Source organism: Bradyrhizobium sp. IC4060, from assembly GCF_020193715.1.
Lineage (GTDB): Bacteria > Pseudomonadota > Alphaproteobacteria > Rhizobiales > Xanthobacteraceae > Bradyrhizobium > Bradyrhizobium yuanmingense.
On sequence record NZ_JADYVJ010000001.1, the window covers coordinates 1,311,124 to 1,334,062 of the forward strand.

Sequence of the window (22,939 nt, forward strand, 5' to 3'; positions counted from 1 at the left end):
TCGTCAACGCAAGCCGCCATCGCCGATGATCGTGTAAGGCGCCCAGAACAGCGGATGCGCATAGGCAAACTCGGTCTTGCCCTCGCTGTTGAGATAGCCGGGACCATCGACAAGAGCCATCGTCGCCTGGCGCAGCGCTTCGCTGCGCGACAGCTTGGGATCGTCGGCCTGTCGCTTGAACAGGTCCGTCACCAATTGCCGCGCCGACTGGGAGTGCACCGACCAGTTCGTCACCAGCAGGGCGCGCGTGCCGGCGTAGAAGAACGCGCGGCCCAGCCCGGAGGCCGCCTCGGCCCCTGCGCCTGCGCCGGCGCCGGTATTGCAGGCCGACAGGACGACCCAGTCCGCATCGAGCTTGAGACCGAGAATCTCTTCCATCGTCAGCAGTCCGTCGCCGCCCTCGCCCGTCACCACCGGCGACGACAGAGCGAGCGCCGGCTGCGTCAGCCCGTTGAGTTCGCCCGGGACTAGACCGTGGGTCGCAAAGGCCAGGATCCTGAAGCCGGAGAGATTCATCGTCTTCACCGCGCTCTCGGTCGCGCTCTTGCCGAGGAACAGCACCTTCGAGGGATCCGCCTGCAAGGCCAGCGCGATCGACTTCAACTCGTCCGCGGTGTCGGGCAAACGGGGCAACAGACCGAGTTCGGCGCTATCGACGCCGTCGAGCTTGGGACTGTTGCGCCGCTTCAGCGGCCCGCCGCGCGTGATGTTGCCGCCGGCATCGGCCAGCTGAATCTTCTCACCCGTGCCTTCCGCCTCGGCGTGCTGATCGCTGTTGAAATAGGGATCGCCGAACGCGACGAGGTCGCCGCGGCCGGGCTTGCCGGGCGGCAACTGCCGCAGCGTGCGCAGAGCCGCCGCCGACGGCACCGTCGACACGGCATGGGTTCGCGCCAGCCACGGCACGTTGCGATAACCGACGAAGAGCGGGTCTTCGTCGGCGGCCACCTCCGCCGGTGCCGTCGGCAACAAGGCGAGCGGCAGCAGGCCCAGCGCACCGTTGGTGACAACGATCAGGTTCTTGGCCGGCTTCCAGCCGCTCTCGACCGGCTTGAGCAGCAGCTCGTACAACTCATGGCCGAGCTTGAGATCGAAGGGCGGAATGTCCGAGATCATCGCCGCCTGCGGCTCGAGCGCCTCGCGCAGCTTGCGGATCTTGCTCTCGATGTCGCCGATCCTGGCCTGGACGGCGGCGAATGCCACCGGCCCCGACTTCGGCACGGCCCAGACGAAGCTGCCGTTCTGGCCGAAATAGAACGACAGCATGGCCTCGCCGTCGGTCAGCGTCGCGCGGATCTCGGCGACGCTCGGCGGCCTGGGCGAGACGAGATCGGCATAGATCGGGAATTTCTGCTTGATCTCCTGGCGCGCCTTGTCGCGCTGGCCGCGCAACGCTGCGATCGAGGCCTGTATCTGCTGCACGCCTTTCTCGTCACGTTCCGCTGCGGGAAGCGCGAGCACGTTGTTAAGCGTACCGAGCTGGGCGTTGACCCGCTTGCTCAGATCCTGCTCTTTCCGCACGAGCTCGGCGAGCGCGGGATCCTTTGCCGCCGCACGCGCACTCGAGGCAGCCAGCGCCTGCTGCACCGAGCGGCCGCGGACGGCATCGGCCAGGCTGAACGTCTCTTCGCCGACATTGGTGCCGCCTCCTTCCACCCTGCCGAGCAGCAGCAGATAGCTCTCGACGATGGTCTGCAGCCGTTGGCTGCGCGCGGCCACCACCGTCGTGTTCTCGTCGTCGGCGTTATCGTTGGCGCTCGCCATCATCACCGGAATGGCGGCCCTAAACTCGCGGATTGCATCGGCATCGCGGCGGGCGCGCATCAATCCGACCGCCAGCGTGCCGCGTGCCGAGGCGGCGTCGAAATGATTCTCCCCCACCCGTGCGATCTGCCTCTTCACGAGCTGCTCCGCGGCGGCAATGCCGGCGTCCAGCTGTCCGGAATCATAGAGGGACAGGATGCGAGAGGGATTGAGCTCGAACACCTGGCGGCGCTGCGGGTCCCAGCCGGCGACGGCCTTTTCTATCCTCGCAAACATTTCGCCCGCTTCGGCGTTCTGGCGGCGAAGCGTCAGGATGCCCGCAAGCTGCGACAGCAACTGCACCGTCGCCTGCGAATCCTCGGGCACACCCACCGTCTTGTTGATGTCGAGGGCGACACGGCCGAGCTTCTCGGCCTCTTCGTAGCGGCCCTGGTCGACCAAAATGCCCGCCAGCCCCATGACGAAGCGCGGCGTGACCGGATTGTACTTGCCGGTATCCTTCAGGCGCGACAGCAGCGCGCGGCGCGCATCCACCTCGGCCTCGGCCAGCTTGCCCTGCTTCGCCTTCATGCGCGCCTGGCTCAACACGGTGCCATCGATCGCCTGCAGCAGAAGGGTCTCGGCCGGCGCACTGTCCGACGCCATAATGGCCTTCGTGCTTGCGCGCTTGCGCAGCTCGGCGGTGCGATAGGCGGCCTCGGCATCGGCGAACTGTCCGCGTGCCTCGAAGATCGCGGCGCGAGTGAGCTCCAGCTCGCCTTCCCAGCTCTGGCCGAACTTCGCATAGGCCGCACGCCAATTGGGATGGCCGCTGGTGCGGGCCTCCTGGATCGCGGTCTGGGTGCGGCGGAGATAGGCTTCGGCCTGTGCGAGGTCGCCCATCTGGATGAGAACGACCGCGATCCCACGGTTCGTCACGAACTGAAATCCCTTGGCGCCGGGCATGCTGGCCGATTCGCGCAAAAGTCTTTGCATGATCTCGAGCGCGCGCTTCGGATCGCCCGCGAGCGAGTGTTGCAGGGACTGGAGCTGCAACATGCGCCCCAGCAAATTCGGGCCGACGGCGCCGCGCCCGACCTCCACGGCCTTGTCGGCGTCAGCCATCGCTTCGGCGAGCCGGCCGAGCTGCGCGCGGGCATTGGCGCGATCGAAATAGAGCTGCGCGAGGTCCTGGCGGGACTCCTTGCCCGTGGGCACGGCGTCGGCCTCCGACTTCAATTCCGCGATCATCTTCTCGTTGGGCTTGTCGCCGTCGAGGATCGCCGTGATGTCGGAGATGCTGCGCGGCGGGGCGACGAAATCCTTGGGCAGTGCCGTGCCTGCATCGAGCTTGGGCGCCGTTTCCTTGGGAAGCTCGACGGCGACATTGGCGCGGCCATTGGCGGCTTTGAGCGCCGCCATGACACAGGCCCTGACCTGCGGCGTTGCTTTTGCCCGGCAGGCTTCGAGATTTGCGCCTCCGGCAGGTCCGCCGCCGGCGCGCATGCAGGCCTGCACGATCGGCTTGCCGACCCTCATCCGGCAATTATCGAGCGCCGCATCCTTGGTCAGCGCGACTGCGGAGCCGGTCGATCCGAGCAGAATGGCAACTGCCAACAGGCGGCGCGAGGAAATGTCCCGACGGCACTTGCGCAGACGCGCGGCGTCTAAGCTCATCTCGAAGGACCTTTGGACAAAATGAATTCGAAAGAAACGTGGTGATCCTATCCGGCCTGCGCGGAAGGACAAGGGCAATCAATGCGGTTCCCGGAGGACCTCAACTGGTGGGCGGCGACAGGCGGCGCACTCCCGTGGAACCGGTCAGGCGGCCCGGGGAATCGGGCCGATCGGCCGCGGGGCGGCCGCGCTCAAAGGGTTGACGACTCGTGCTTAGCCCTTCGAGACCACCGCGCGACCATAGGGCGGGTGCCCCTGGACCGGCGGATTGGCGGTCTGGGCGGCGAGCTCGCCGATCAGGCGGTCGGCATCGGCGGCCATGCCGTCGGGGGCCTGGATCACCAGGCGCTCCAGCGCCCAGCGGTAGGACGAGATGCGCTGTTCCAGGCATTGCTGCACCCACTGGATGATCAGCGAGTTCTCCTGCATGCGCGCGACCGCGTCGTCCCTCTCCCTCGGCGACAGCGCGGAGACACGCGCCATGCTGGCATCGCGCTTCCTGTCGAGATCGATGACGCGGATCGCGGATGCGAAGAACGGCTCGAAGCGGGTGATGTCGTTGCGCACGTCCTCGATCAGCTGCGCATAGCGCGAGGAATGCGAGCGGTGCGGCTCGTCGATCAGGGTGCGCCCGTACATGGTGCGGTCGAACACGACCTTCTGCCGCCACGGCGAGGGCAGCGCCTTGTAGTCGCCGAACACGCTCTTCCATGCGGGGCGCGACAGCGGCGGCTCGATCATGGGATAGGCGAGATCGCGAAGCTGGCGCTCTTCGTCGGTGAGCTGGAATTGCGATGGTCTCAGGCCGACGCTGGAGGTGACCTCCGCACCGAGCCAGCGATGCATGTCGTCGCTGCGCATGCTCTCGCGGGTGCGGCCGAAGTCGCCGCCGCTACACGCCGCGAGCAACGCGCCTAGCAGCGTGAGCAGGACGGCCGATAGGACAGGCCGGATCTGGCGGATGACGTCCGGCATTGCATGAAGCCGAATGTCAGCGGCGGCGACGACGGCGCCCCGGCGCTGTGCCCTGCTCCGGTCCGCGATCGCCGCTGGTTTCGTCCGCCTCGCGCTCGATTCGAATCACGGGAAGGATCAGAACCGTTCCCATGTCCGCGCGCGGAGCGACATCCCCGGACGAGCCCACCCGGCGACCGGCCGGAAATTCGATGATGGTCCCCATGTCAGCTCTCTTCAATTGCCGCGCGACCGAACGCGCCCCAGCAACATGCATTCATTAAGATCAGCTCATGGTTAACGGGGTGTAAACGGGCCGCTTCAACCGTAGCCGCACGGACCGCGCCGCGCCGTCCCGTTGCGGCACGACAACGCCTCAAATTGCAGGGCCGGCTTCACGCCTCGTTTTCCTTAACGAGGCTTTAAACGAAGCTGCGCTAGGCTCGCCCCCAAGTATCTTTCCCGAGTTGCGTACGCCTCCATGACCAAGTCGCTGTTTCCCGGATTCGACGGGCTGATGACCCTGTCCCGTCGCGAAGGTGTCGATGTCCGTCCGACGCTGCTGCGCGTGCTGACCGACCTCTATGTCCAGACGAGCACCCACAGCGACGACGAGCAGCGGCAATTCGTCGAGCTCGCCACGCGGCTGATCGACCAGGTCGACGATGCGACGCGCGCGGCCGTCAAGGCCCGCCTCGCGGTCTATCCGCAGACGCCCGTCCCGATCCTGCAGAAGCTCGGCCTGGTCGCCACCCAGGAAGGCCGCAGGGTTCCACTGGCCCGGGAGATCCCCGCCCCGCCGCGCGCGTCTGCTCCGGCGCGCGTGCCGACCGAGGCCGAGCAACGCATGGCCGCCAACTTGGCGATGCAGCCGAAAGAGGCGGCCGAGATCCACGACATGTTCTTCCGCGCCGGCGCCTCCGAGCGCGCGCTGATCCTGCACAATCTGGCGCAGACCCCGCTGAAAGCCGCCCCCCGTATTCCGACCGTGCGCGCCAAGCGCGCGATCCAGATCTTGGAGATGGCGGCGATCGCGGGCGATATCGAAAGCTTCACCTTCGAGCTCGGCGACAGCCTGATCCTGCCCTCGCGCGTCGCAGCCCAGATCGTCGACGATGCCGGCGGCGAGGCGCTTGCCGTTGCCGCACGCGCGCTCGACATGCCGAGCCCGGTGTTCCAGCGCATTCTCTTGTTCTTCAAGCCGGAGATCGGAACGTCCGTGAACGCCGTGTACCGCCTGTCGCGGCTCTATGACCGTCTCGCCGAGCGATCGGCGCTGGTGATGCTGGCGGCCTGGCGCGGCTCGACGCTCGCGGTCACCCGCGCGAAGTATCAGTCCTCGCTGCATGACGGGGAGCGCCAGCGCGCACGCGCCGGCGCGAGCCAGACGCGGCCGGGCGTGCAGCCCGGCTCGAGCCCGGCGGTGCGGACGGGGACCAATCCGTCGGATCGCTGATTTGCTTACGCCGCCTCAGCGAGCGGCAGCGGCGAGGCACGCAACGAACTCCAACCCCGTCATTGCGAGCAATGCCGGTTGAGGCTACGCCTTGGCCAATTCCAGAAAATGCCGGCCCGCGCGATCCTCGGTCTCGACGATCCAGGCATCCGGATCGAAGCGGATTTCCTTGGTCAGCCGCTCCTCGATCGTGTGATCCGGCAGAGGCTGCGGCGCGACAGGGACGAAAAAGCGGTCGACCGGCCGGCCGTCGTCATAGACGGTCTGCGGCGCCGGCGCATACAGCATGGCATGGCCGTCGAGCAGCGACACCTTCACGAACACCGCGCCCGCCTCCTCGGCACCGCGACGCCGCACGGCGCCGAACACGCCCTCGGTCTGGCACCGGCGCAAGTAAGCCGCCACCCAAATATTGGATTTCAAACGCATGAATTCGACGATAGGCCAGTGCGAGGCCTCACGCCAGCTTTACGTCTCACGCCTTGCGCGTGCCGTCCTGACCACCGCGAATCTGCGTTGCGATGAAGTATGACAGCGGCATAGCGAGTGCAAATCCTACCGCCACGGCATAGGGAATGTTCCTGATGGCGTCGGCGGCGAAGCTCGGGACCATCAGCACCACGATGAGGCTGATGCCCGCCAGCGTCGTGCCGAGCATGATCCAGACGAGAATCGAGACCTTGAACATGACGACCTCTCTTCCTTGATGAGATGAGCCATCTTGTTTCTGCGGCCGCCGGCCGTCATTGATCCCACTCAAATCGCAATCGTATCGGATCCGGTCCATCGTGCCGGCGCCGGCAATTGACCTGCGTCAACGACACTCGACGTGCGGCTATTCGACCGGGCGGCCGATCGCAGCGGCGAGCTCGCGCAGCAGCCGGTCCGAGACCTGGCCGGTGACCTGCATCTTGTGCTCGCGCTCGAACTTCTGGATCGCGCCCTGGGTCTCGGCGCTCATGCTGCCCGTGATCTTCAAATTGCCGTAGCCGTATTCGGACAGCGCGCGCTGCACGCCGGCAATGCGGCGTGCGGCCGGGCTTTGCGCCGGGATCGGCGCCGGCGGACGCAGGGCCGCGGGCGGCGTCGAGGTGGTCGCCTTGACCAGATTGGTCATCGGATCATTCGAGCGCGTCGAGGCGGTCGCCTCGACCGGCTTTTCGGCAGCACGCTCGGCGGGCTTGGGCTCGGCAGGCTTAGGCTCGACACGGAACTCGGTCGCGCGCGGCTCGAGCGGCGAGGTATCGGCGCCGACGGGGCGCGGACGCGGCATGGGATTCGACAGCGGCACGGACGACGGCGCGGGAAGATTGATCACTGTGCCGAACATCGGCGCGGGATGCCGGCCGGTCTGGAGGAACAGCGCATTGGCAACGATCGCGGCGATCGCGGCGACGGCGACGAGGCCGGCCAGCGTGTCCTTGGGGCTGTGCAGCAGCACGCGCATCACGAGGTTGCGCTCGGTCTCGACGTCGACAACCGCAGCTTTGGCGCCACGGCGGCGCGGAGCGGCTTCGTCCTTGGCAGACTTCTTAGGCACTTTTCTTCACCAGAGCGGGTTGGTCCTGAGACTGGTCGTGAGCTTGGTCTTGAAGATCCTGACCTTGAAGTTCTTGGCGCAGCACAGGCGTCAGCGTCGCAATCTTGCGCTCGGCCGGCTTGGCTTGCGGCGGCGTGTAGACGAGCGGCAGCTTGACGGTGACCGCCGTGCCCTCGCCCAACCTGCTTTGTACCGTCAATTCGCCGAGATGCAACGCCACGAGACTCTTCACGATCGAAAGTCCAAGGCCGGTGCCCTCGTGACGGCGCTGATAGGTCGTGCCGGCCTGGAAGAACGGCGCGCCGATGCGCTTGAGATCGTCGGGCGCGATGCCGACGCCGGTGTCGCTGATGCGCAGCGTCAGCTGCGAGCCGGACACCGCGGCCGATACGCAGACCTGACCGCCGCGCTCTGTGAACTTGATGGCGTTGGCGACGAGGTTGAGCACGATCTGCTTGAAGGCCCTGGGATCGCCGGTCATGACGGGCAGGTCCTGCGGCGCGTCGGTGATCAGGTCGATGCCGTTCTCCCGCGCCTTCAGCGCCAGCAGATTGCAGCAATGCAATAGCGAAGCGCGCGGCGCGAACGGCTCGGACGCGATCTCGAAATTGCCCGATTCCATCTTCGACATGTCCAGGATGCCGTTGACGACCGACAGCAGGTGCTGGCCGGAATCGTTGATCAGCTGGGCGTATTCCTTGCGCTGCGCAGCACCCAGCATCAAGGCCTGCTCCTGCGCGATCATCTCGGAGAAGCCGATGATGGCGTTGAGCGGCGTGCGCAGCTCGTGGCTCATGGTGGCGAGGAAGCGCGTCTTGGCGGCATCGGCCGCCTCGGCGGCGCTGCGCGCCTGGTCCAGCGCCTGCTCGAAAAGCTTGCGGTCGGTGACGTCGCGCATCACCGCGACGACTTCGGCTTCGCACGTGACGTCACGCGCGCTGTCCTGATCGAGCGGACGGCAGCGCATCTCGACCCAGATGAAATCGACCTGGCCGCGCTCGGCGGCGGGCTCGCGCCGCAGCCTGAACTCGACGCTGCGCACCTCGCCGCGCGCCGCGTCGGACAGTGCCGTGAGATAGGCCGGCCGATCGGCGACATGGACACGGTCGAACAGGCCGTGGCCGAGCAGTTGCGCCACCTGCGCTCCGAGCATGGCCTCCACCGCCGGCGAGATGAATTGCACCGCACCGTTGCGCTGATGCCGCGAGATGACATCGCTCATGTTGCGCGCCAGCAGGCGGTAACGCTCCTCCTCGCGCGACAACAGCGCGACGCTGGTGCGCGCGAGCGATTCCGCGCCGAAGGCGAGGCCGGCGGCATAAAGAGTGGCAGACGTGACCCCGAAAGCCATCAGCACGCCGCGCTCGGCGGCACTCGGCTCAACCACCGGCAGCCAGCCGAGCTGGCTGACCAGAATCAGCATTCCGGCGCAGGACAGCGCAAGCAGCGAGGCAAACGCCGCGACGCGGCGCGAGGCCGACAGCGCAGCTTCGAGCGGAACCACGATCAGCCAGACCGCGGCGAAGGATTCGATGCCGCCCGTCGTGATCGCGACAGCCATGATCAGGCCGGCGAGCGCCAGCGACGACAGCACGTGCGCGCCCTCGTAACGGCCGGTGCGCGACAGGAACCAGGACAACATGATCGGCGCGATCAGCCAGGCAAAGGCCGCGACCTCGATCGCGCTCGGCGCGCCGCGCATGGCGAGATAGACCGGAAATGCAGCGAAGGCGGCGAGGCTGCCGAGCAGCCGCGGTGCCATGAAGGCGCGATGGCGCGCGCGCATCAGCGCATCGTAGCGCGCGGAGGGATGCAGCAGTGCATCGAGACAATCGCGGATGATACTCAAAACTGTCACGGGTCTCGCGCTTCGGCTCAATCGTCTCTTGGAAGACGCGCCGGAACGCCTCCTTGTCGTTGAGCCACCGTGTCAGAGCGACCTTAAACGAGTGCTAAGGCGGCACAGCGTGTGGCCGGACACCGCGTTATCGCGGAGCTTTTTAGACGATTTGGCGACGTCTTCGCTGCGAATGGTGAACGCAGGGTTTCACCCTGCTCCGCATGGTTTCGAATTGGTGGATGCGGGCGGCCGGCAGAACCATGGGTACGGGCGTCAATCGAAAATTTACCGGAACGTCGCTCCCGAAGAATCTGACGTCAATTTTCCGCGAATTAAGCTCAAGGCAATCACTTGCGATTTATCGAGGATCGCTAGGTCCGACATCCGCGGGAGATCGCCGCGGGCGGAGTCTAACGGACAGGTCGATAAGATGCGCTTTCTGCTCCGCATCACATTCTGGCTCGGGCTGGTGCTGGTGCTCCTGCCGCGGGACAAGACGCCCGAATCGGACAAGCTGCCGCAGATCGGCGCCGCCGATGCGGTGCAGGCCGCGACCGCGGCCGTTTCCGACGTGACCCAGTTCTGCAAGCGCCAGCCGGCGGCCTGCGAGGTCGGCGGCCAGGCCGCGACCATCATCGGCCAGCGCGCCCAGGACGGCGCGAAGAAGCTCTATCAGATCATCAACGACAAGAAAGAGCAGATCACCAACGACAAGAACGACGGCGGCAGGAACGACGGCAGCAAGACCGACAGCAAGAAGGCGCCCGACCATACCGGCTCGATCGCGCTGGCCGGCGAAGGCGATCTTGCAGCGAGCGAGGCGCCGCGCGATACCCTGACCCAGGACGACCTTGCGCTCGAATGGCGCGGACCGGGGCCGGCGAATTAAGCGTCCAGGCCCTATCGATTTCAGGGCTTCGCGTCTCTATATTGGCGGTAAGCGGGAACTGCGGGCCGATATGACGACGATCGACGACATCAGGGATAATTTCGAGCTTCTGGACGAGTGGGACGACCGCTACCGGTACGTCATCGAGCTCGGCCGCACTCTGGAACCGATGCCGGAGGCGGAACACTCGGCCGAGAACAAGGTGCAGGGCTGCGTCAGCCAGGTCTGGCTGCAGAAGACGGTCGATCGCAGCAATGGCGAGCCGGTCCTGAAATATCGCGGCGACAGTGACGCCCATATCGTGCGCGGGCTGGTCGCGATCGTGCTCGCGCTGTATTCGGGCCGCACGCCGCGGGAGATCCTCAATACCGACGCGATCGCCGTGTTCAACGAGTTCGGCTTTCGCGATCATCTGACGCCGCAGCGCTCCAATGGCCTGCGCTCGATGGTCGAGCGCATCAAGACCGATGCGAGAGAGGCGCTCGCGGAAGCGTCGTAAGATGCTCTCGTAGGGTGGGCAAAGCGGAGCGTGCCCACCTCCCGTGTATAATGAAAACTCGTGGGCACGGCGCTTTGCGCCTTTGCCCACCCTACAAGACCCCGACTACTTCCGCTTCCGCTGCTGCTGCCCGAGGCCCATCTGCTTGGCCAGTTGCGAGCGCGCCACCGCATAGTTCGGGGCGACCATGGGATAGTCGGCCGGCAAGCCCCACTTCTCGCGGTACTGCTCCGGCGTCATGTTGTACTGCGTGCGCAGATGGCGCTTCAGCGACTTGAAGCGCTTGCCGTCTTCGAGGCACACGAGATAATCGGGCGCGATCGACTTCTTGAGCGAGACGGCGGGCTTGGCCGGCTCCAGCGGCGCAGTCTCGGTGCGGCCTGACGAAACCCGCACCAAGGCGCCATGCACCTGACTGATCAGGTTCGGAATCTCGGCCGCCGGCGTCGGATTGTTGCTGAGATAGGCCGACACGATGCTCGCGGTCAGCTCGATGAAATTCTTCGCCCCCGCATCCGACATGCGCCCTCCCTTGTCCGCTTGTGGCTTACAGGATTGACGACACCGAAGTATTCCCTGTCAAGAATACATTCGGCTGAAACACGATGACTGACGGCGAGGCACTGATTACTGGTGAAAAGCGCCCGTCTACTTGAGCGCGCGGTCGCTTCAACCGCGCTGGTCGAGATGGGCACGGAGCTCGTCGATCGAGGCAAAGCGCATCATGCCCTCCGGCATCTGCGCCTCGATGGAGCCATCGGAATAGAGCGAATACGCCATGCCATCGACGACGCCGGACTTGAGCACCGTCACCGGCGGGGGCTCCACGAGCGGCGGCGGCTCGGGCGCCGGCTCAGGAGCGGTCTCCGCCAAGGTCGACGGCGAGCGCGGCGGCGGCGGACGGCGTTGGGCGGCCGGCGGCTCCGGCGGGCGCGCACGGTCCGGCTTCGGCCAGGCGACGTCGAAGCTCGCAGGGGGCGAAAGGTTCGGGGCCTCGCTGGGCTCCGCGGGCGGCGGGGGAGTTTCAGTGGATTTTGCCTCCGCGCGCTCGCGCTCCTTGCGCGAGGTCGAGGCGAACAGCAGGTTGCGCCGGCGCGACGCTTCCGGAGCGGGAGGCGGTGTCGGGGCTTCCGGCTCCTGCTGCGGTGCCTCGGCACGCGGCCGCTCGCGCGCTGCAGCTTCGCTCTGCCACGGCGGCGGACTTGCGGGCGGTGGCGGCGGCGCCGGCTCGGCTCTCACCGCCGCAGCGGGCACCGGCTCGGGCGCGACTACGCCAGGCACAGCGAGGCCCGGCAGCGCGGGCCTGACCCGAACCTCGGATGGCGCGACCGCACCGGCCAGCCGGCGTGCGATGCCCCTGAGCTCGAGCAGCACCAGATGCAGGCCGACCAGTAACATTCCGGAGCAGACGCCAATGGTGCCGGAGACTATGAGAGTCCCACCGAGGCTGAATTCCCTGATCGTCATGCCGAAAATCACCGCGAGGAGACCCGCCAGCACGGCGCAAATCCCCACGATCAGCAATGCCAAATTCATTGAACTCACCCCCGGCCGCGCATCACGCGCGAGAACCGCTACGCCACGATACCGTCATACGCTGTTCCACGCCAACGGCCAATTCTGGGCAGTGTTCCTAAAGGGAAGGAAATCAGGGACTTATTCACATTCCCTTCAGCCGGGGCTCGCTACTGCTAAAGCTGCTCGCAAAGTCAGCTGAATGGGTGCCAACCGGAATTGCTGCGTCGCATCAGGAATTTAGCCATAATGCCCAATTACTTGGTAATGGAACTGCGCTATAGGGAGTCCGGGGTTGAGGCCCGCGCGCGCCAGCAGGGCCAAAAGGGGATTCCGGGGCACCGATAGCCATGACATCCATCACGACTTCGGCGATCGACACGCCTCAGCGGCGCTCGATCGAACGGACTTGCGACGATCTCGCCATGCTGGTGCTGGCCGCGGTCGCCGTCATTGCAGGCTTGACCTTCCGCGACTACGGGCTCGGCTGGGACGACTACACCCACGCCGAATATGCCGACCTGCTGCTGCGCATGTTCGGTTCCGGCTTCAAGGACACCGCGGCGCTCTCCTTCGCCAATCTCTACATGTATGGCGGCGGCTTCGACATGGTCGCGGCCCTGCTGCACAAGGTCATTCCGCTCGAGCTGTTCGAGACCCGCCGTCTGGTCGGCGCCATCGTCGGCGTAATCGGGCTTGCCGTGACATGGCGGCTCGGCCGCCGCATCGGCGGACCGCTTGCCGGTCTGGCTTCCCTCCTCCTGCTTGCGCTCTGCCCGACCTTTTACGGCCACATGTTCATGAACCCGAAGGATGCACCCTTCGCGGTCGCCATGGTCGTCCTGATGCTCGGCCTCGTCCGGCTCGCCGAGGAATATCCGCAGCCATCGCCGCGCACGATCCTGATCGTCGGCTTGGGGGCCGGCCTTTCGCTCGGCTGCCGTGTTCTCGGCGGACTCGCGCTGGTCTACGCCGTGGTCGGCTTCGTGCCGCTGTTCCTGGAGGAATTGCGCACCGAAGGTCCGCGCGAATCCGTTCGCCGCTTCGCCCATGTCGTCTATGTGTTGCTGCCAGGCCTCGTGCTCGGCTACCTCGTGATGGGCCTGATCTGGCCGTGGTCGATCATGGAGCCAGGCAATCCCTTGGCGGCGCTGACCTACTTCTCGCATTTCTTCGAGAAGCCGTGGAAGGAGATGTTCGACGGTGCGATCGTATCGGTGCCCGACATGCCCTGGTCGTATCTGCCGACGCTGTTCGCCCTGCAGCTGCCCGAGGTGATGCTGGTTCTGATGGGCGGTGCGATCGTCAGCACCTTCGCCATGCTGCCGCGGCGCGAGGTTCCGGCACGCCGCAAGACCATCCTCCTGATGCTGACGCTGGCTGCTACCCTGCCGCTCGCGATCGCGATGGTGAAGCGCCCGGCGCTCTACAACGGCATCCGCCATTTCGTCTTCGTGATCCCGCCGATGGCGGTGCTCGGCGGCGTCGCCTTCGCCTGGACCATGGAGCGCCTGCGGGCCAATCACCGCACCTGGCAGCCGGTCGTGCTCGCCACCTTCTGCTTCGGCCTTGCGCTGTCGCTCGCCGAGATGATCCGGCTGCACCCCTATCAATACACGCACTTCAACCACATTGCCGGCACCGTGCGCGGCGCCGACGACCGCTTCATGCTGGACTATTGGGGCCTCGCCTTGAAGCAGGCCTCCGACGGATTGCGCGAGCAGCTCGTCGAGCGCCAGGAAGTGCCGCCCGGCAACCGCAAATGGAAGGTGGCGGTGTGCGGTCCGCAGCGCCCGGCCCAGGTGGCGCTCGGGCCCGACTTCACCATCGGCTGGGATTCCAACGCGGCCGATTTCGCCATGACGCTCGGCGAGTTCTACTGCAAGGGCCTCACCGCCCCGGTCATGGTCGAGATCAAGCGCGACGACGTGGTGTTCGCCCGCGTCTACGACATCCGGGGGCGCGGCATTTCCAGCCTGCTGTCGATCCCGGCACCGTAGTCATCTCCCCGTAGCCCGCATGGAGCGAAGCGTAATCCGGGACCTGCCGTGTCGCGCGAGCGGCCCCGCATTCGCTTCGCTCCATGCGGGCTACGCTGAACTGCCGCGCTCCCGACGCGCCTTGCTGCCAGCGGCGAGCGGTACTACGCTCCTCCTCCGCAACAACGAGGTTCGGAGAGATCAGCCATGTCGCCAGCAGAAGCCCGCCTGAGGGAAGTCCCCTCCAACATGACGGAGGCGGAGTGGCAGCAACGGGTCAATCTCGCCGCATGCTATCGCCTGGTCGCGCTGTACGGCTGGGACGATCTGGTCGACACCCACATCTCCGCGCGCGTGCCCGGTCCCGACCATCACTTCCTGATCAATCCCTACGGGCTGATGTTCGAGGAAATCACGGCCTCCAGCCTCGTCAAGGTCGACCTGCACGGCAATCAGCTCTCCGAGAGCGAGTACAGCATCAATCCTGCCGGCTTCACCATCCATTCGGCGATCCACGAGGTGCGCGAGGACGCGATCTGCGTGCTGCATCTCCACACCCTCGACGGAACCGCGGTGTCGAGCAGCGCGGAAGGGCTCTTGCCCCTGAACCAGACCGCCCAGCTCGTCACCCACGACCTCGCCTATCACGACTATGAAGGCATCGCGCTCGACCACGAGGAGCGGCCACGGCTGCAGAAGGATCTCGGCGACCACAACCACATGCTCCTGCGCAATCACGGCACGCTGACGGTCGGCCGCTCGGTCGCCTCCGCGTTCGAGCGCATGTACCATCTCGAGCGCGCCTGCTCGATGCAGGTGCGCACGCGCGCGCTCGGCACGCCGGTCTATCCGGTCGAGGAGATCGCGATCGAGAAGAACACCGAGCTGCTCGCCAACCGCGACCGCGCCGAGCTGCGCGCAAACAACCTCGTGTGGCCGCCCTTGCTGCGCAAGCTCGACCGCGTCAATCCCGGCTACCGGTCTTGAGATATTCACGAAATTGAGGTAGTGTTTCCGTCGAACTACCTCTGCACGTATTGGAATGAAACGCCGCCCAATTCCGGGCGGCGTTTTTGTTTCGTGAACTTCGTAGGGTGGATTAGCGAAGCGTAATCCACCTCTTCTCTTGGTGCAGCCCGCAAGAGTTGGTGGATTACGCCTTCGGCTAATCCACCCTACCGCACCGCGCCTATTTCACCTCCGCCAGCGCGGCGAGGATCCTTGCCCAGGAGCGGATGCCCTTCTGGAAGCTCTGCAGGTCGTATTTCTCGTTCGGCGAGTGGATGTTGTCGTCGTCGAGGCCAAACCCCACCAGCAGCGAGTCGAGGCCGAGCGTGCGCTTGAAGTCGGCGACGATCGGGATCGAGGCGCCCGAGCCCATCAGCACGGTCTCCTTGCCCCATTCCTCCGCGAGCGCCTTGCTGGCGGCGGCGAGCGGCTTCATGGTCCAGTCGAGCGCGACTGCGGGCGCGGAGGAATGGTCGCCGAACTCGACCTTGCAGTCGCCGGGAATGCGCGCCGTCACGTAATCACGGAAGGCCTTGCGGATCTTTTGCGGGTCCTGGCCCTGAACCAGGCGGAACGAGACCTTGGCCGAGGCATGCGAGGGGATCACGGTCTTTGAGCCCTCGCCGATATAGCCGCCCCAGATGCCGTTGACGTCGCAGGTCGGGCGCGTCGAGGCCTGCTCGACCAGCAGCCTGCCCTTCTCGCCAGCCGGGAGCGACAGCCCGACCGGCTTGAGAAAGGTCTCGGGCGTGAAATCGAGCTTCTTCCACTGCTCCAGGATATCGGGCGGCGAGTCCTTCACGCCGTCATAGAAGCCGGGGATGGTGATGCGGTTGTCGTCGTCGAACAGGCCACCCAGGATCTTCGTGAGCAGGCGGATCGGGTTCATCGCGGTGCCGCCGAACACGCCGGAATGCAGATCGCGATTGGCGGCGGTGATCTTGAGCTCTTCATAGAGCAGGCCGCGCAGCGAGGTCGTGATCGCCGGCGTGTTGCGGTCCCACATGCTGGTGTCGCACACCAGCACGTAATCGGCCTTGAACTCGTCCTTGTTGGCCTCGATGAAGGGCACGAAGTTCTTCGAGCCGACCTCCTCCTCGCCCTCGATCAGGAAGGTGACGTCGACCGGCAGCGAGCCCGTCACCTTCTTCCAGGCGCGGCAGGCCTCGACGAACGTCATCACCTGCCCTTTGTCGTCCTCGGCGCCGCGCGCGACGATGATCTTGCGGCCGTCGGCATGATCGGTGACGACGGGCTCGAACGGCGGACGGTGCCAGAGATCGAGCGGGTCGACCGGCTGCACATCGTAATGGCCGTAGAACAGCACGTGCGGCCGGCCGCCCGCGCCGGTCTTGCCGACGACGGCGGGATGACCCGCGGTCGGCCTCACCTCGGTGGCAACACCGAGGCTGGCGATGTCCTTGGCGAGATGCTCGGCGGCAGCCTTGCAATCATCGGCGAAGGCGGGATCGGCCGAGATCGACTTGATCCGCAACAACGAGAACAGGCGCTGCAGGCTGTTATCGAAATCCTTGTCGATGTGGTCGAGCACGGATTGGAGCTGCGCGTTGGCCATGATTGCTATCCTGATTGTTAAGTCTCAAGAGGTCCGGGTTTTAGCGCCGGTGCAGCCTTAGGGCTAGCCGCAAGCGGCGGATGCCGGATGTGCCAGGCGAGACACCCTGCGAGGATGGCGGTCGCAGCGAGGTTGTTGCCCCAAGCCTGGAAGGCGAGCGGAAACCACGGCAGCGACAACAGCATGAGGATGCCGGCCACACTGAGGGCAAGCCAGGTTCCCAGGCGCACATGCGCTCGCTCGTCGAAGGCGGCCCGATGTATCAACACCGTCACCGGGAAGTACAGCCACATGAAATAGTATTGCCGGGCCAGAGGCGAGGCGACCGTCATGAGACAGAACAAGATGCCGAGCTCTTCGGCATCCGAGCGCGCCGTCCGCCGCGCTTGCCGCGGCATGACCGCAACGAAGCCGAGCCCGAGCAGCGCCGACAGCGCGAGCACGATCCAGTTCGCCGTCCTGTAGTCGACCTCGATCAGATTCATGGTGCGCGGCGGCTTGCTGGGATCGTCCTGATTGTAGTTGATCGGCCGGACCAGCCGATGCGTGACGGCAATGAGGGACTGGTTGACCCACGACCAGTTCTGCTCGTCACGCTGGCCAAAGCCCTTTTCCGAGCTGGTCCCGACCATGCCCTGGTACCAGGTCGCCAGCTCGGCCGCGTTGCGCTCGAAGCCGCGGATCGGTGCCGGCACGACATAGAGAAGAATGCCGGTGAAGACGATCGCGCTGACCAGGGCCGCCCATTTGCGCCGCCAGGCCAGATAGGGCAGCACGGCGATCGGGAACACCTTGATGGCGGCGGCGAGCGCGAACATGAAGCCGGCCAGCCACGATCGCTGATGCCGCAAGCTCCAGAAGCCGTAGAGCATCATCGCCAGCAGGAGGAGGTTCGGCTGGCCGAGGTCGAACATGTCGAACACGAAGGTCACGGTGGCGACGACCGGCAGCGCCTCGAGCCAACGACCCGGCGCGCGGTCCGAGCCGGTCATGACCTGGGAGAACGCCGCGGTGTACCACCACGCCACGGCGTTCAAGATCGACAGGACGACATAGAGCGGGATCTTGCCGAACCAGCTCGGGATCGCCAGCAGGATTGCCGGCAGCGGTGGATAGATGAAATCGAAATGCTCGACGGCCGTGGCAGGATACAGCGGCCCACCCTCCAGGACCTGCTGTCCGGCCCAGTACCAGAGCGAGTAGTCCTTGGTCTTGCCGCGGCCGAAAATCTCGGGGACGAGCACGTCGGCGATCAGGAGGACGCAGCAGAGCAGAAAAAGCAGATCCAGCGGCGCACCCAGCGACGGGCGTCTGGGTGCGTCAGGCTTGGCCAACGGGGCGGGCGGGGTCACGATGTAGTCCTGAGCGGCGACGACACAGGACCTAGCAGACCGGCGAAGGCTTGCAGAGCCCTTCACCTGAATTTGTGCGCCGTGGTAGCTCGGACGAGCAGATATCAGGCGACGGTCAACGTTCTAGAGCTTCACCGGATACGACGACTGCCTCAAACCGGGCGCTCTGCCTAACGCCGTAGCAATCCGCCGAGCGCGCCGCGGACCAGCGTACGGCCGATCGAGCCGCCGAGCTGGCCGCCGAGCGACTTGCCGATATTGGCGGCCATCCCGCCGATCACCTGGTTGGTGACCGATCGCGTCACGTCGCGGGCAATGACCTGGCCGGTCGACAGACGACCTCGCTTGACGTTGGTGCCGAAGATGGTGCCCACGATCGAGCCGATCTGGCCAAGGATTCCGCCGCCTGCGCCGGCTCCACCATTTTGTGCGTCGGCAGGCGCAGCCGTGCCGGCTACGCGCTTCTGCAGCATCTCATTGGCGGACTCACGATCCACCGCGGTATCGTATTTGCCCTTCACCGGACTCCTGCTCATGATCGCCTTGCGCTCCTCGGGCGTGATCGGCCCGATCCGCGCCGTCGGCGGCCGGATCATCACCCGCTCCACCATCGAAGGCGTGCCGTTGCCCTCGAGGAAGGACACCAGCGCCTCGCCCTTGCCGAGCTCCGTGATCACCTTGGCGGTGTCGAGTTTCGGGTTGGGCCGGAAGGTCTGCGCCGCAGCGGCGACCGCCTTCTGGTCGCGCGGCGTGAAGGCGCGCAGCGCATGCTGCACGCGACCGCCCAATTGGGCCAACACCTTGTCCGGCACGTCGATCGGATTCTGGGTGACGAAATAGACGCCGACGCCCTTGGAACGGATCAGACGAACCACCTGCTCGATCTTGTCCATCAACGCCTTCGGCGCATCGTTGAACAGCAGATGCGCCTCGTCGAAAAAGAACACTAGTTTTGGCTTCGGCAGGTCGCCGGCTTCTGGCAACTCCTCAAACAACTCCGACAGCAACCACAACAGAAAGGTAGCGTAGAGCCTGGGGCTCTCCATCAGCTTGTCGGCAACCAGGATGTTGACGATGCCGCGACCGTCGCTATCGGTCTTCATGAAATCCTTCAGCTCCAGTGCAGGCTCACCGAAGAATTTCGTTCCGCCCTGGTTTTCCAGCACCAGCAGCTGGCGTTGAATGGTTCCAACCGTCGCCTTGCTCACATTGCCGAAGCTCTGCGCGGCCTTCCGGATCTCGGCTAAAGTATCTTCCTCAGCATCCGGTCCCTTCTTGCCGCTGGCGGGCACGATCGCATCCAACAGCGATCGCAGATCCTTCATGTCCAACAATGGCAGGCCGTTCTCGTCCGCGACGCGGAATGCGACGTTGAGAACCCCTTCCTGCACCTCGTTCAGGTCGAGCATCCGCGCCAGCAATAGCGGCCCCATTTCGGTGACGGTGGCGCGGACCGGATGTCCCTGCTCGCCGAACACGTCCCAGAACACGGTCGAGAACTGGTCCGGCTGAAACTTGAGACCCATTTCGCCGGCGCGCTTGAGGATGAAGTCTTTGGCCTCGCCGACTTCCGAGATGCCGGAGAGGTCGCCCTTGATGTCGGCCGCGAAGACCGGAACACCGGCGCGCGCAAATCCTTCCGCCATCACTTGCAGCGACACGGTCTTGCCGGTTCCGGTTGCACCCGTGACGAGGCCGTGGCGATTGGCCAACGCAAGCGTCAGCCAAGCCTGCTCGTCTCCCTTGCCGACGAAGATCTTGTCGTCGGTATCGCCGAGCTTGCTGTCCTGTGCGGTCATTATTCTCTCTGATCTTTCTGCCGAGTTTCGCGTCGCGAAACCCGAATGCACCAATTCCGTAGTTTAACGCATCTCGTGCGCCGATTAAATCGGTTCAGCGGCTCCTGCGCATGCGACATTGTCGGAAACAGACGGACAACATCGGCCGAAAGTCGGAATGGGGCGTTCGCATAGCGGCAATTTTTTGCCGATTCGTTCTAGGCTCTTGCACGGCGGCAACACTTTTCGCGCGTTCGCGACGGCGCCTGCGTTCATCGCTTGTATTTCACGTCACACCGGCTCAAGATCATTTTCGAAAGCAATATTCCGGCATGCAAACCGGCTGAGGGGCGGGGTCTTATGGACGAGCTGATCGGACGGCTGGCGACAAACGCCAGCATAGATGGTGCTGTCGCTGAAAAGACCGTCGGCATTATCCTGGCCTTCCTTCGCAACGAGGGCCCTTCCGACAGTGTGCAGGCCCTGATCGACCAGATCCCCGGAGCGGAAGCTGCGATCGAAGCCTCCAAGAGCGGTGGCGGTCTGTCGCGGCTGATGGGCGGCGGCTTGATGGCCGTCGGCACCCGCCTGATGAGCCTGGGGCTCGGCATGTCCGAGATTCAAAACGTCGCCCGTGAACTTTTCCGCTACGGGCGAGACAAAATCGGAGCGGATAAGATGGGCAAGATCATCGCGGGGACGCCGGGCCTCAGCCAGTTCGCCTGAGCGACGCTTTTCATATCGAGCATCATGACATATCCGATTTCCGAGATTGAGGGCCTGCCGGCCTTTGCCGCCAACAAGTTGAAGGCGCAAGGAATCCGCACCACCGACGCGCTGCTCGAGGCGGCGTCCACCGTGAAGGGCCGCAAGGCGCTTTCGGCCAAGACCGGCATCAGCGAGCAGCAATTGCTGGAATGGGCCAACGTCTCCGACTACATGCGCATCCCCGGCATGGGCAGGGCCAAGGTCGGGCTCGTCCGCGCCGCTGGCGTCACGACGGTGCGGGAGCTCGCCTATCGAAATCCGGCAAGGTTGGCGCAGAGCATGCGCGAGGCCAACGAGAAGAAGAAGCTGGTCCGCGTCCTGCCTTCCGAGAAGTCGGTCGGCGACATCATCGCCAAGGCCAAGAAGCTGCCGCCGAAGATTACGTATTAGCGCTGCGGACCAAGCTGGAGAGGTTGGGGTACCACTGCTCCCAGATCGTCATTGCGAGCGCAGCGAAGCAATTCAGAATCTTGCCGCGGTGACAGTCTGGATTGCTTCGCTGCGCTCGCAATGACGGAGGGTGGGCAAGAACATCGCATCCTCTCGGCCGTCTGCACGCATCGGAATGGCCGCGAATGGCCCCAATCCCGTCTTGACTCCCCCTGCCCGACAGCGCAATGCCACGCGCATGAATGCCTCGCCCTCCCCTTCCGTCCCGCCGGCCGGCTCGGCCGGGATCGACGTGCTGCGGACGCTCGTGGGCCGGCGGCTTCCTGCGGTGATGGGCGTGCTCAACATCACCCCGGATTCCTTCTCCGACGGCGGCGAGTTCATCGCGCCGGCGCGCGCGCTGGAGCGGGCGCGGGCGATGGTCGCCGCCGGCGTCGACATCATCGATATCGGCGCCGAATCCACCCGGCCCTACAAGGGCGCCCGGCCAGTCACGGCGGCGGAAGAGCTCGCGCGGCTGAAGCCGGTGCTCTCGGACGTCGTGGCGCTCGGTGTGCCCGTCTCGATCGACAGCATGAAGGCGGAGGTGGTGGCCTTCGCGCTCGACCAGGGCGCGGGGATCGCCAACGACGTCTGGGGCCTGCAAAACGACACCGCCATGGCGCCGCTGATCGCCGCGAGGGGCGTGCCCGTCATCGTCATGCACAACCGCGACAGCGTCGATCCCGCCATCGACATCGTCGCTGATATCAAGACATTCTTCCTGCGCTCGCTCGATATTGCCGCGAAGGCAGGCATCGCGCGCGAAAAAATCGTGCTCGATCCCGGGATCGGCTTCGGCAAGACCGCCGAGCAGAGCATGACCGCGCTGGCGCGCTTGCGCGAGCTCGACATGTTCGGCTTGCCGATCCTGGTCGGCGCCTCGCGAAAACGCTTCATCGCCTCGGTGTCGCCGTCGGAACCATCGGAGCGGCTCGCCGGCTCGATCGCCGCGCATCTGATCGCCGCGCAGCGCGGCGCCAAGATCATCCGGACCCACGACGTCGCCGAAACCCTGCAGGCCCTGCGGGTGGCGCAGGCCATCGAGAGCAAGCAATGACCGACACGATCTTCGTCACCGGCCTGTCGATCCATGCCCGCCACGGCGTGATGGATCACGAAACCGAGGTCGGCCAGCGTTTCGTCATCGATCTCGAGCTCTATACCGACCTGTCCGAGCCTGCGCGCAGCGACCGGCTCGCGGACACGGTGTCCTACGCCGATGTCGTGGCGACGACGACGGCGGCGTTCAAGAACACCAATTACAAACTCCTGGAGCGCGCGGCCGGCGCGGTGGCCGATGCCATCCTGTCGCACTTTCCGCGCATCCGCGCCGTGAAGGTCACCGTGCACAAGCCGCACGCGCCGATCGCCGCGATCTTCGACGATGTCGGCATCGTGCTGACGCGCTCGCGGCATCCCTAGCATGGCGAGCGTGCTGATCGCACTCGGCGGCAATGTCGGCGATGTCCGCGCGACGTTCAAGAAGGCGATCGCTCATATCTGCGGCATGGCACAGGCGGCGCTGATCGCGCGCTCGTCCGACTATACGACCCCGCCCTGGGGCGACGAGGACCAGGATCCCTTCATCAATGCCTGCATCGAGATCGAGACCAGCCTCGATCCGCATGCGCTATTGTTCGTGCTGCAGAAAGTCGAGCAGAAGTTCGGCCGCATGCGAACCAAGGCGCGGCGCTGGGGTCCACGCACGCTCGATCTCGACATGATCGCCTATGACGATGTCTCCTTGCGGAAGCCCGACCTGACGCTGCCGCATCCGCGCCTGTTCGAACGCGCCTTCGTGCTGGTGCCGCTGGCCGAAATCGCACCCGACCGCGTGATCTCGGGCATTCGTGTGCGTGACGGGCTCGCCAGCGTCTCGGCGCAAGGCATTGAGCGGCTTCCGGATACCGGTTAACCAAAAACAACCGTTTGC

General features: G+C 65.3%; 22 protein-coding genes. 10 read left to right on the forward strand and 12 right to left on the reverse strand.

The window, feature by feature from the left end:
• Window positions 1–3: 3 nt before the first annotated feature.
• From I6F16_RS06215 to I6F16_RS06225, 3 genes are all read right to left on the reverse strand, one after another.
• A complete protein-coding gene (locus I6F16_RS06215; RefSeq protein ID WP_225111716.1) occupies window positions 4–3,360 on the reverse strand; it encodes a CHAT domain-containing protein in 3,357 nt (1,118 codons plus the stop codon).
• Between the two features lie 273 nt (window positions 3,361–3,633).
• Window positions 3,634–4,395: a hypothetical protein gene (locus I6F16_RS06220; RefSeq protein WP_057027187.1), complete on the reverse strand. Its 762-nt coding sequence runs from the start codon at window positions 4,393–4,395 to the stop codon at window positions 3,634–3,636.
• A 16-nt stretch (window positions 4,396–4,411) separates the two neighbouring features.
• Window positions 4,412–4,600 (reverse strand): hypothetical protein, encoded by a 189-nt coding sequence (locus I6F16_RS06225; RefSeq protein ID WP_036005903.1) that lies wholly within the window; start codon window positions 4,598–4,600, stop codon window positions 4,412–4,414.
• Window positions 4,601–4,855: 255 nt separating this feature from the next.
• Between I6F16_RS06225 and I6F16_RS06230 the strand changes: the two genes are divergently transcribed.
• Window positions 4,856–5,830 carry a DUF2336 domain-containing protein gene (locus I6F16_RS06230; protein WP_036005905.1) on the forward strand — a complete coding sequence of 325 codons (975 nt, stop codon included), beginning with the start codon at window positions 4,856–4,858 and terminating at the stop codon, window positions 5,828–5,830.
• Between the two features lie 84 nt (window positions 5,831–5,914).
• Here the strand turns inward: I6F16_RS06230 and I6F16_RS06235 are convergent, their stop codons facing one another.
• The 4 genes from I6F16_RS06235 to I6F16_RS06250 all read right to left on the reverse strand — a co-directional run bounded on the left by I6F16_RS06235 (window position 5,915) and on the right by I6F16_RS06250 (window position 9,228).
• The gene (locus I6F16_RS06235; protein ID WP_036005907.1) at window positions 5,915–6,259 is read right to left on the reverse strand and encodes a DUF1491 family protein; all 345 of its coding nucleotides are present in this window, start codon (window positions 6,257–6,259) and stop codon (window positions 5,915–5,917) included.
• Between the two features lie 46 nt (window positions 6,260–6,305).
• Entirely contained in the window at window positions 6,306–6,518 is a 213-nt protein-coding gene (locus tag I6F16_RS06240; RefSeq protein ID WP_024339804.1) for a hypothetical protein, read from the reverse strand.
• 147 nt (window positions 6,519–6,665) lie between these two features.
• On the reverse strand, window positions 6,666–7,370 hold the full coding sequence (locus I6F16_RS06245) for a peptidoglycan-binding domain-containing protein (protein ID WP_225111715.1): 705 nt from the start codon (window positions 7,368–7,370) through the stop codon (window positions 6,666–6,668).
• Complete coding sequence (locus I6F16_RS06250) at window positions 7,363–9,228, reverse strand: ATP-binding protein (protein WP_057027184.1); 1,866 nt, start codon at window positions 9,226–9,228, stop codon at window positions 7,363–7,365. The genes I6F16_RS06245 and I6F16_RS06250 overlap by 8 nt, the downstream gene beginning before the upstream one ends.
• A gap of 412 nt (window positions 9,229–9,640) precedes the next feature.
• Between I6F16_RS06250 and I6F16_RS06255 the strand changes: the two genes are divergently transcribed.
• On the forward strand, window positions 9,641–10,099 hold the full coding sequence (locus I6F16_RS06255; RefSeq protein ID WP_036042942.1) for a DUF5330 domain-containing protein: 459 nt from the start codon (window positions 9,641–9,643) through the stop codon (window positions 10,097–10,099).
• A 70-nt stretch (window positions 10,100–10,169) separates the two neighbouring features.
• Window positions 10,170–10,598 carry a SufE family protein gene (locus I6F16_RS06260; RefSeq protein ID WP_057027182.1) on the forward strand — a complete coding sequence of 143 codons (429 nt, stop codon included), beginning with the start codon at window positions 10,170–10,172 and terminating at the stop codon, window positions 10,596–10,598.
• A gap of 105 nt (window positions 10,599–10,703) precedes the next feature.
• On the opposite strand, the gene I6F16_RS06265 is transcribed toward I6F16_RS06260, so the two are convergent.
• Window positions 10,704–11,120, reverse strand: coding sequence for a MucR family transcriptional regulator (locus tag I6F16_RS06265; protein WP_036005917.1), 417 nt, complete (start codon window positions 11,118–11,120; stop codon window positions 10,704–10,706).
• Window positions 11,121–11,267: 147 nt separating this feature from the next.
• Window positions 11,268–12,134: a DUF308 domain-containing protein gene (locus I6F16_RS06270; protein WP_225149872.1), complete on the reverse strand. Its 867-nt coding sequence runs from the start codon at window positions 12,132–12,134 to the stop codon at window positions 11,268–11,270.
• Window positions 12,135–12,463: 329 nt separating this feature from the next.
• Here I6F16_RS06270 and I6F16_RS06275 point away from each other — a divergent pair, with 329 nt between their 5' ends.
• Together I6F16_RS06275 and I6F16_RS06280 are read left to right on the forward strand one after the other, a co-directional pair.
• On the forward strand, window positions 12,464–14,113 hold the full coding sequence (locus tag I6F16_RS06275) for a glycosyltransferase family 39 protein (RefSeq protein ID WP_074447486.1): 1,650 nt from the start codon (window positions 12,464–12,466) through the stop codon (window positions 14,111–14,113).
• 186 nt (window positions 14,114–14,299) lie between these two features.
• A complete protein-coding gene (locus I6F16_RS06280) occupies window positions 14,300–15,079 on the forward strand; it encodes a class II aldolase/adducin family protein (RefSeq protein WP_036005973.1) in 780 nt (259 codons plus the stop codon).
• A gap of 202 nt (window positions 15,080–15,281) precedes the next feature.
• Here I6F16_RS06280 and I6F16_RS06285 read toward each other — a convergent pair whose 3' ends face one another.
• From I6F16_RS06285 to I6F16_RS06295, 3 genes are all read right to left on the reverse strand, one after another.
• Window positions 15,282–16,676: a M20/M25/M40 family metallo-hydrolase gene (locus I6F16_RS06285; protein WP_225115020.1), complete on the reverse strand. Its 1,395-nt coding sequence runs from the start codon at window positions 16,674–16,676 to the stop codon at window positions 15,282–15,284.
• A gap of 17 nt (window positions 16,677–16,693) precedes the next feature.
• Window positions 16,694–18,028: a glycosyltransferase family 87 protein gene (locus tag I6F16_RS06290; protein WP_036023168.1), complete on the reverse strand. Its 1,335-nt coding sequence runs from the start codon at window positions 18,026–18,028 to the stop codon at window positions 16,694–16,696.
• Between the two features lie 170 nt (window positions 18,029–18,198).
• Complete coding sequence (locus I6F16_RS06295; protein WP_225115021.1) at window positions 18,199–19,827, reverse strand: helicase HerA-like domain-containing protein; 1,629 nt, start codon at window positions 19,825–19,827, stop codon at window positions 18,199–18,201.
• A 339-nt stretch (window positions 19,828–20,166) separates the two neighbouring features.
• Between I6F16_RS06295 and I6F16_RS06300 the strand changes: the two genes are divergently transcribed.
• The 5 genes from I6F16_RS06300 to folK all read left to right on the forward strand — a co-directional run bounded on the left by I6F16_RS06300 (window position 20,167) and on the right by folK (window position 22,921).
• Entirely contained in the window at window positions 20,167–20,532 is a 366-nt protein-coding gene (locus tag I6F16_RS06300; protein ID WP_225115022.1) for a DUF2267 domain-containing protein, read from the forward strand.
• Between the two features lie 24 nt (window positions 20,533–20,556).
• Window positions 20,557–20,964 carry a DUF4332 domain-containing protein gene (locus I6F16_RS06305; RefSeq protein WP_036005985.1) on the forward strand — a complete coding sequence of 136 codons (408 nt, stop codon included), beginning with the start codon at window positions 20,557–20,559 and terminating at the stop codon, window positions 20,962–20,964.
• 238 nt (window positions 20,965–21,202) lie between these two features.
• On the forward strand, window positions 21,203–22,063 hold the full coding sequence (gene folP, locus I6F16_RS06310; RefSeq protein WP_225173502.1) for a dihydropteroate synthase: 861 nt from the start codon (window positions 21,203–21,205) through the stop codon (window positions 22,061–22,063).
• Complete coding sequence (folB, locus tag I6F16_RS06315) at window positions 22,060–22,428, forward strand: dihydroneopterin aldolase (protein WP_036005989.1); 369 nt, start codon at window positions 22,060–22,062, stop codon at window positions 22,426–22,428. The genes folP and folB overlap by 4 nt, the downstream gene beginning before the upstream one ends.
• Before the next feature lies 1 nt (window position 22,429).
• Entirely contained in the window at window positions 22,430–22,921 is a 492-nt protein-coding gene (gene folK, locus I6F16_RS06320; protein WP_225115024.1) for a 2-amino-4-hydroxy-6-hydroxymethyldihydropteridine diphosphokinase, read from the forward strand.
• Window positions 22,922–22,939 lie beyond the last annotated feature (18 nt).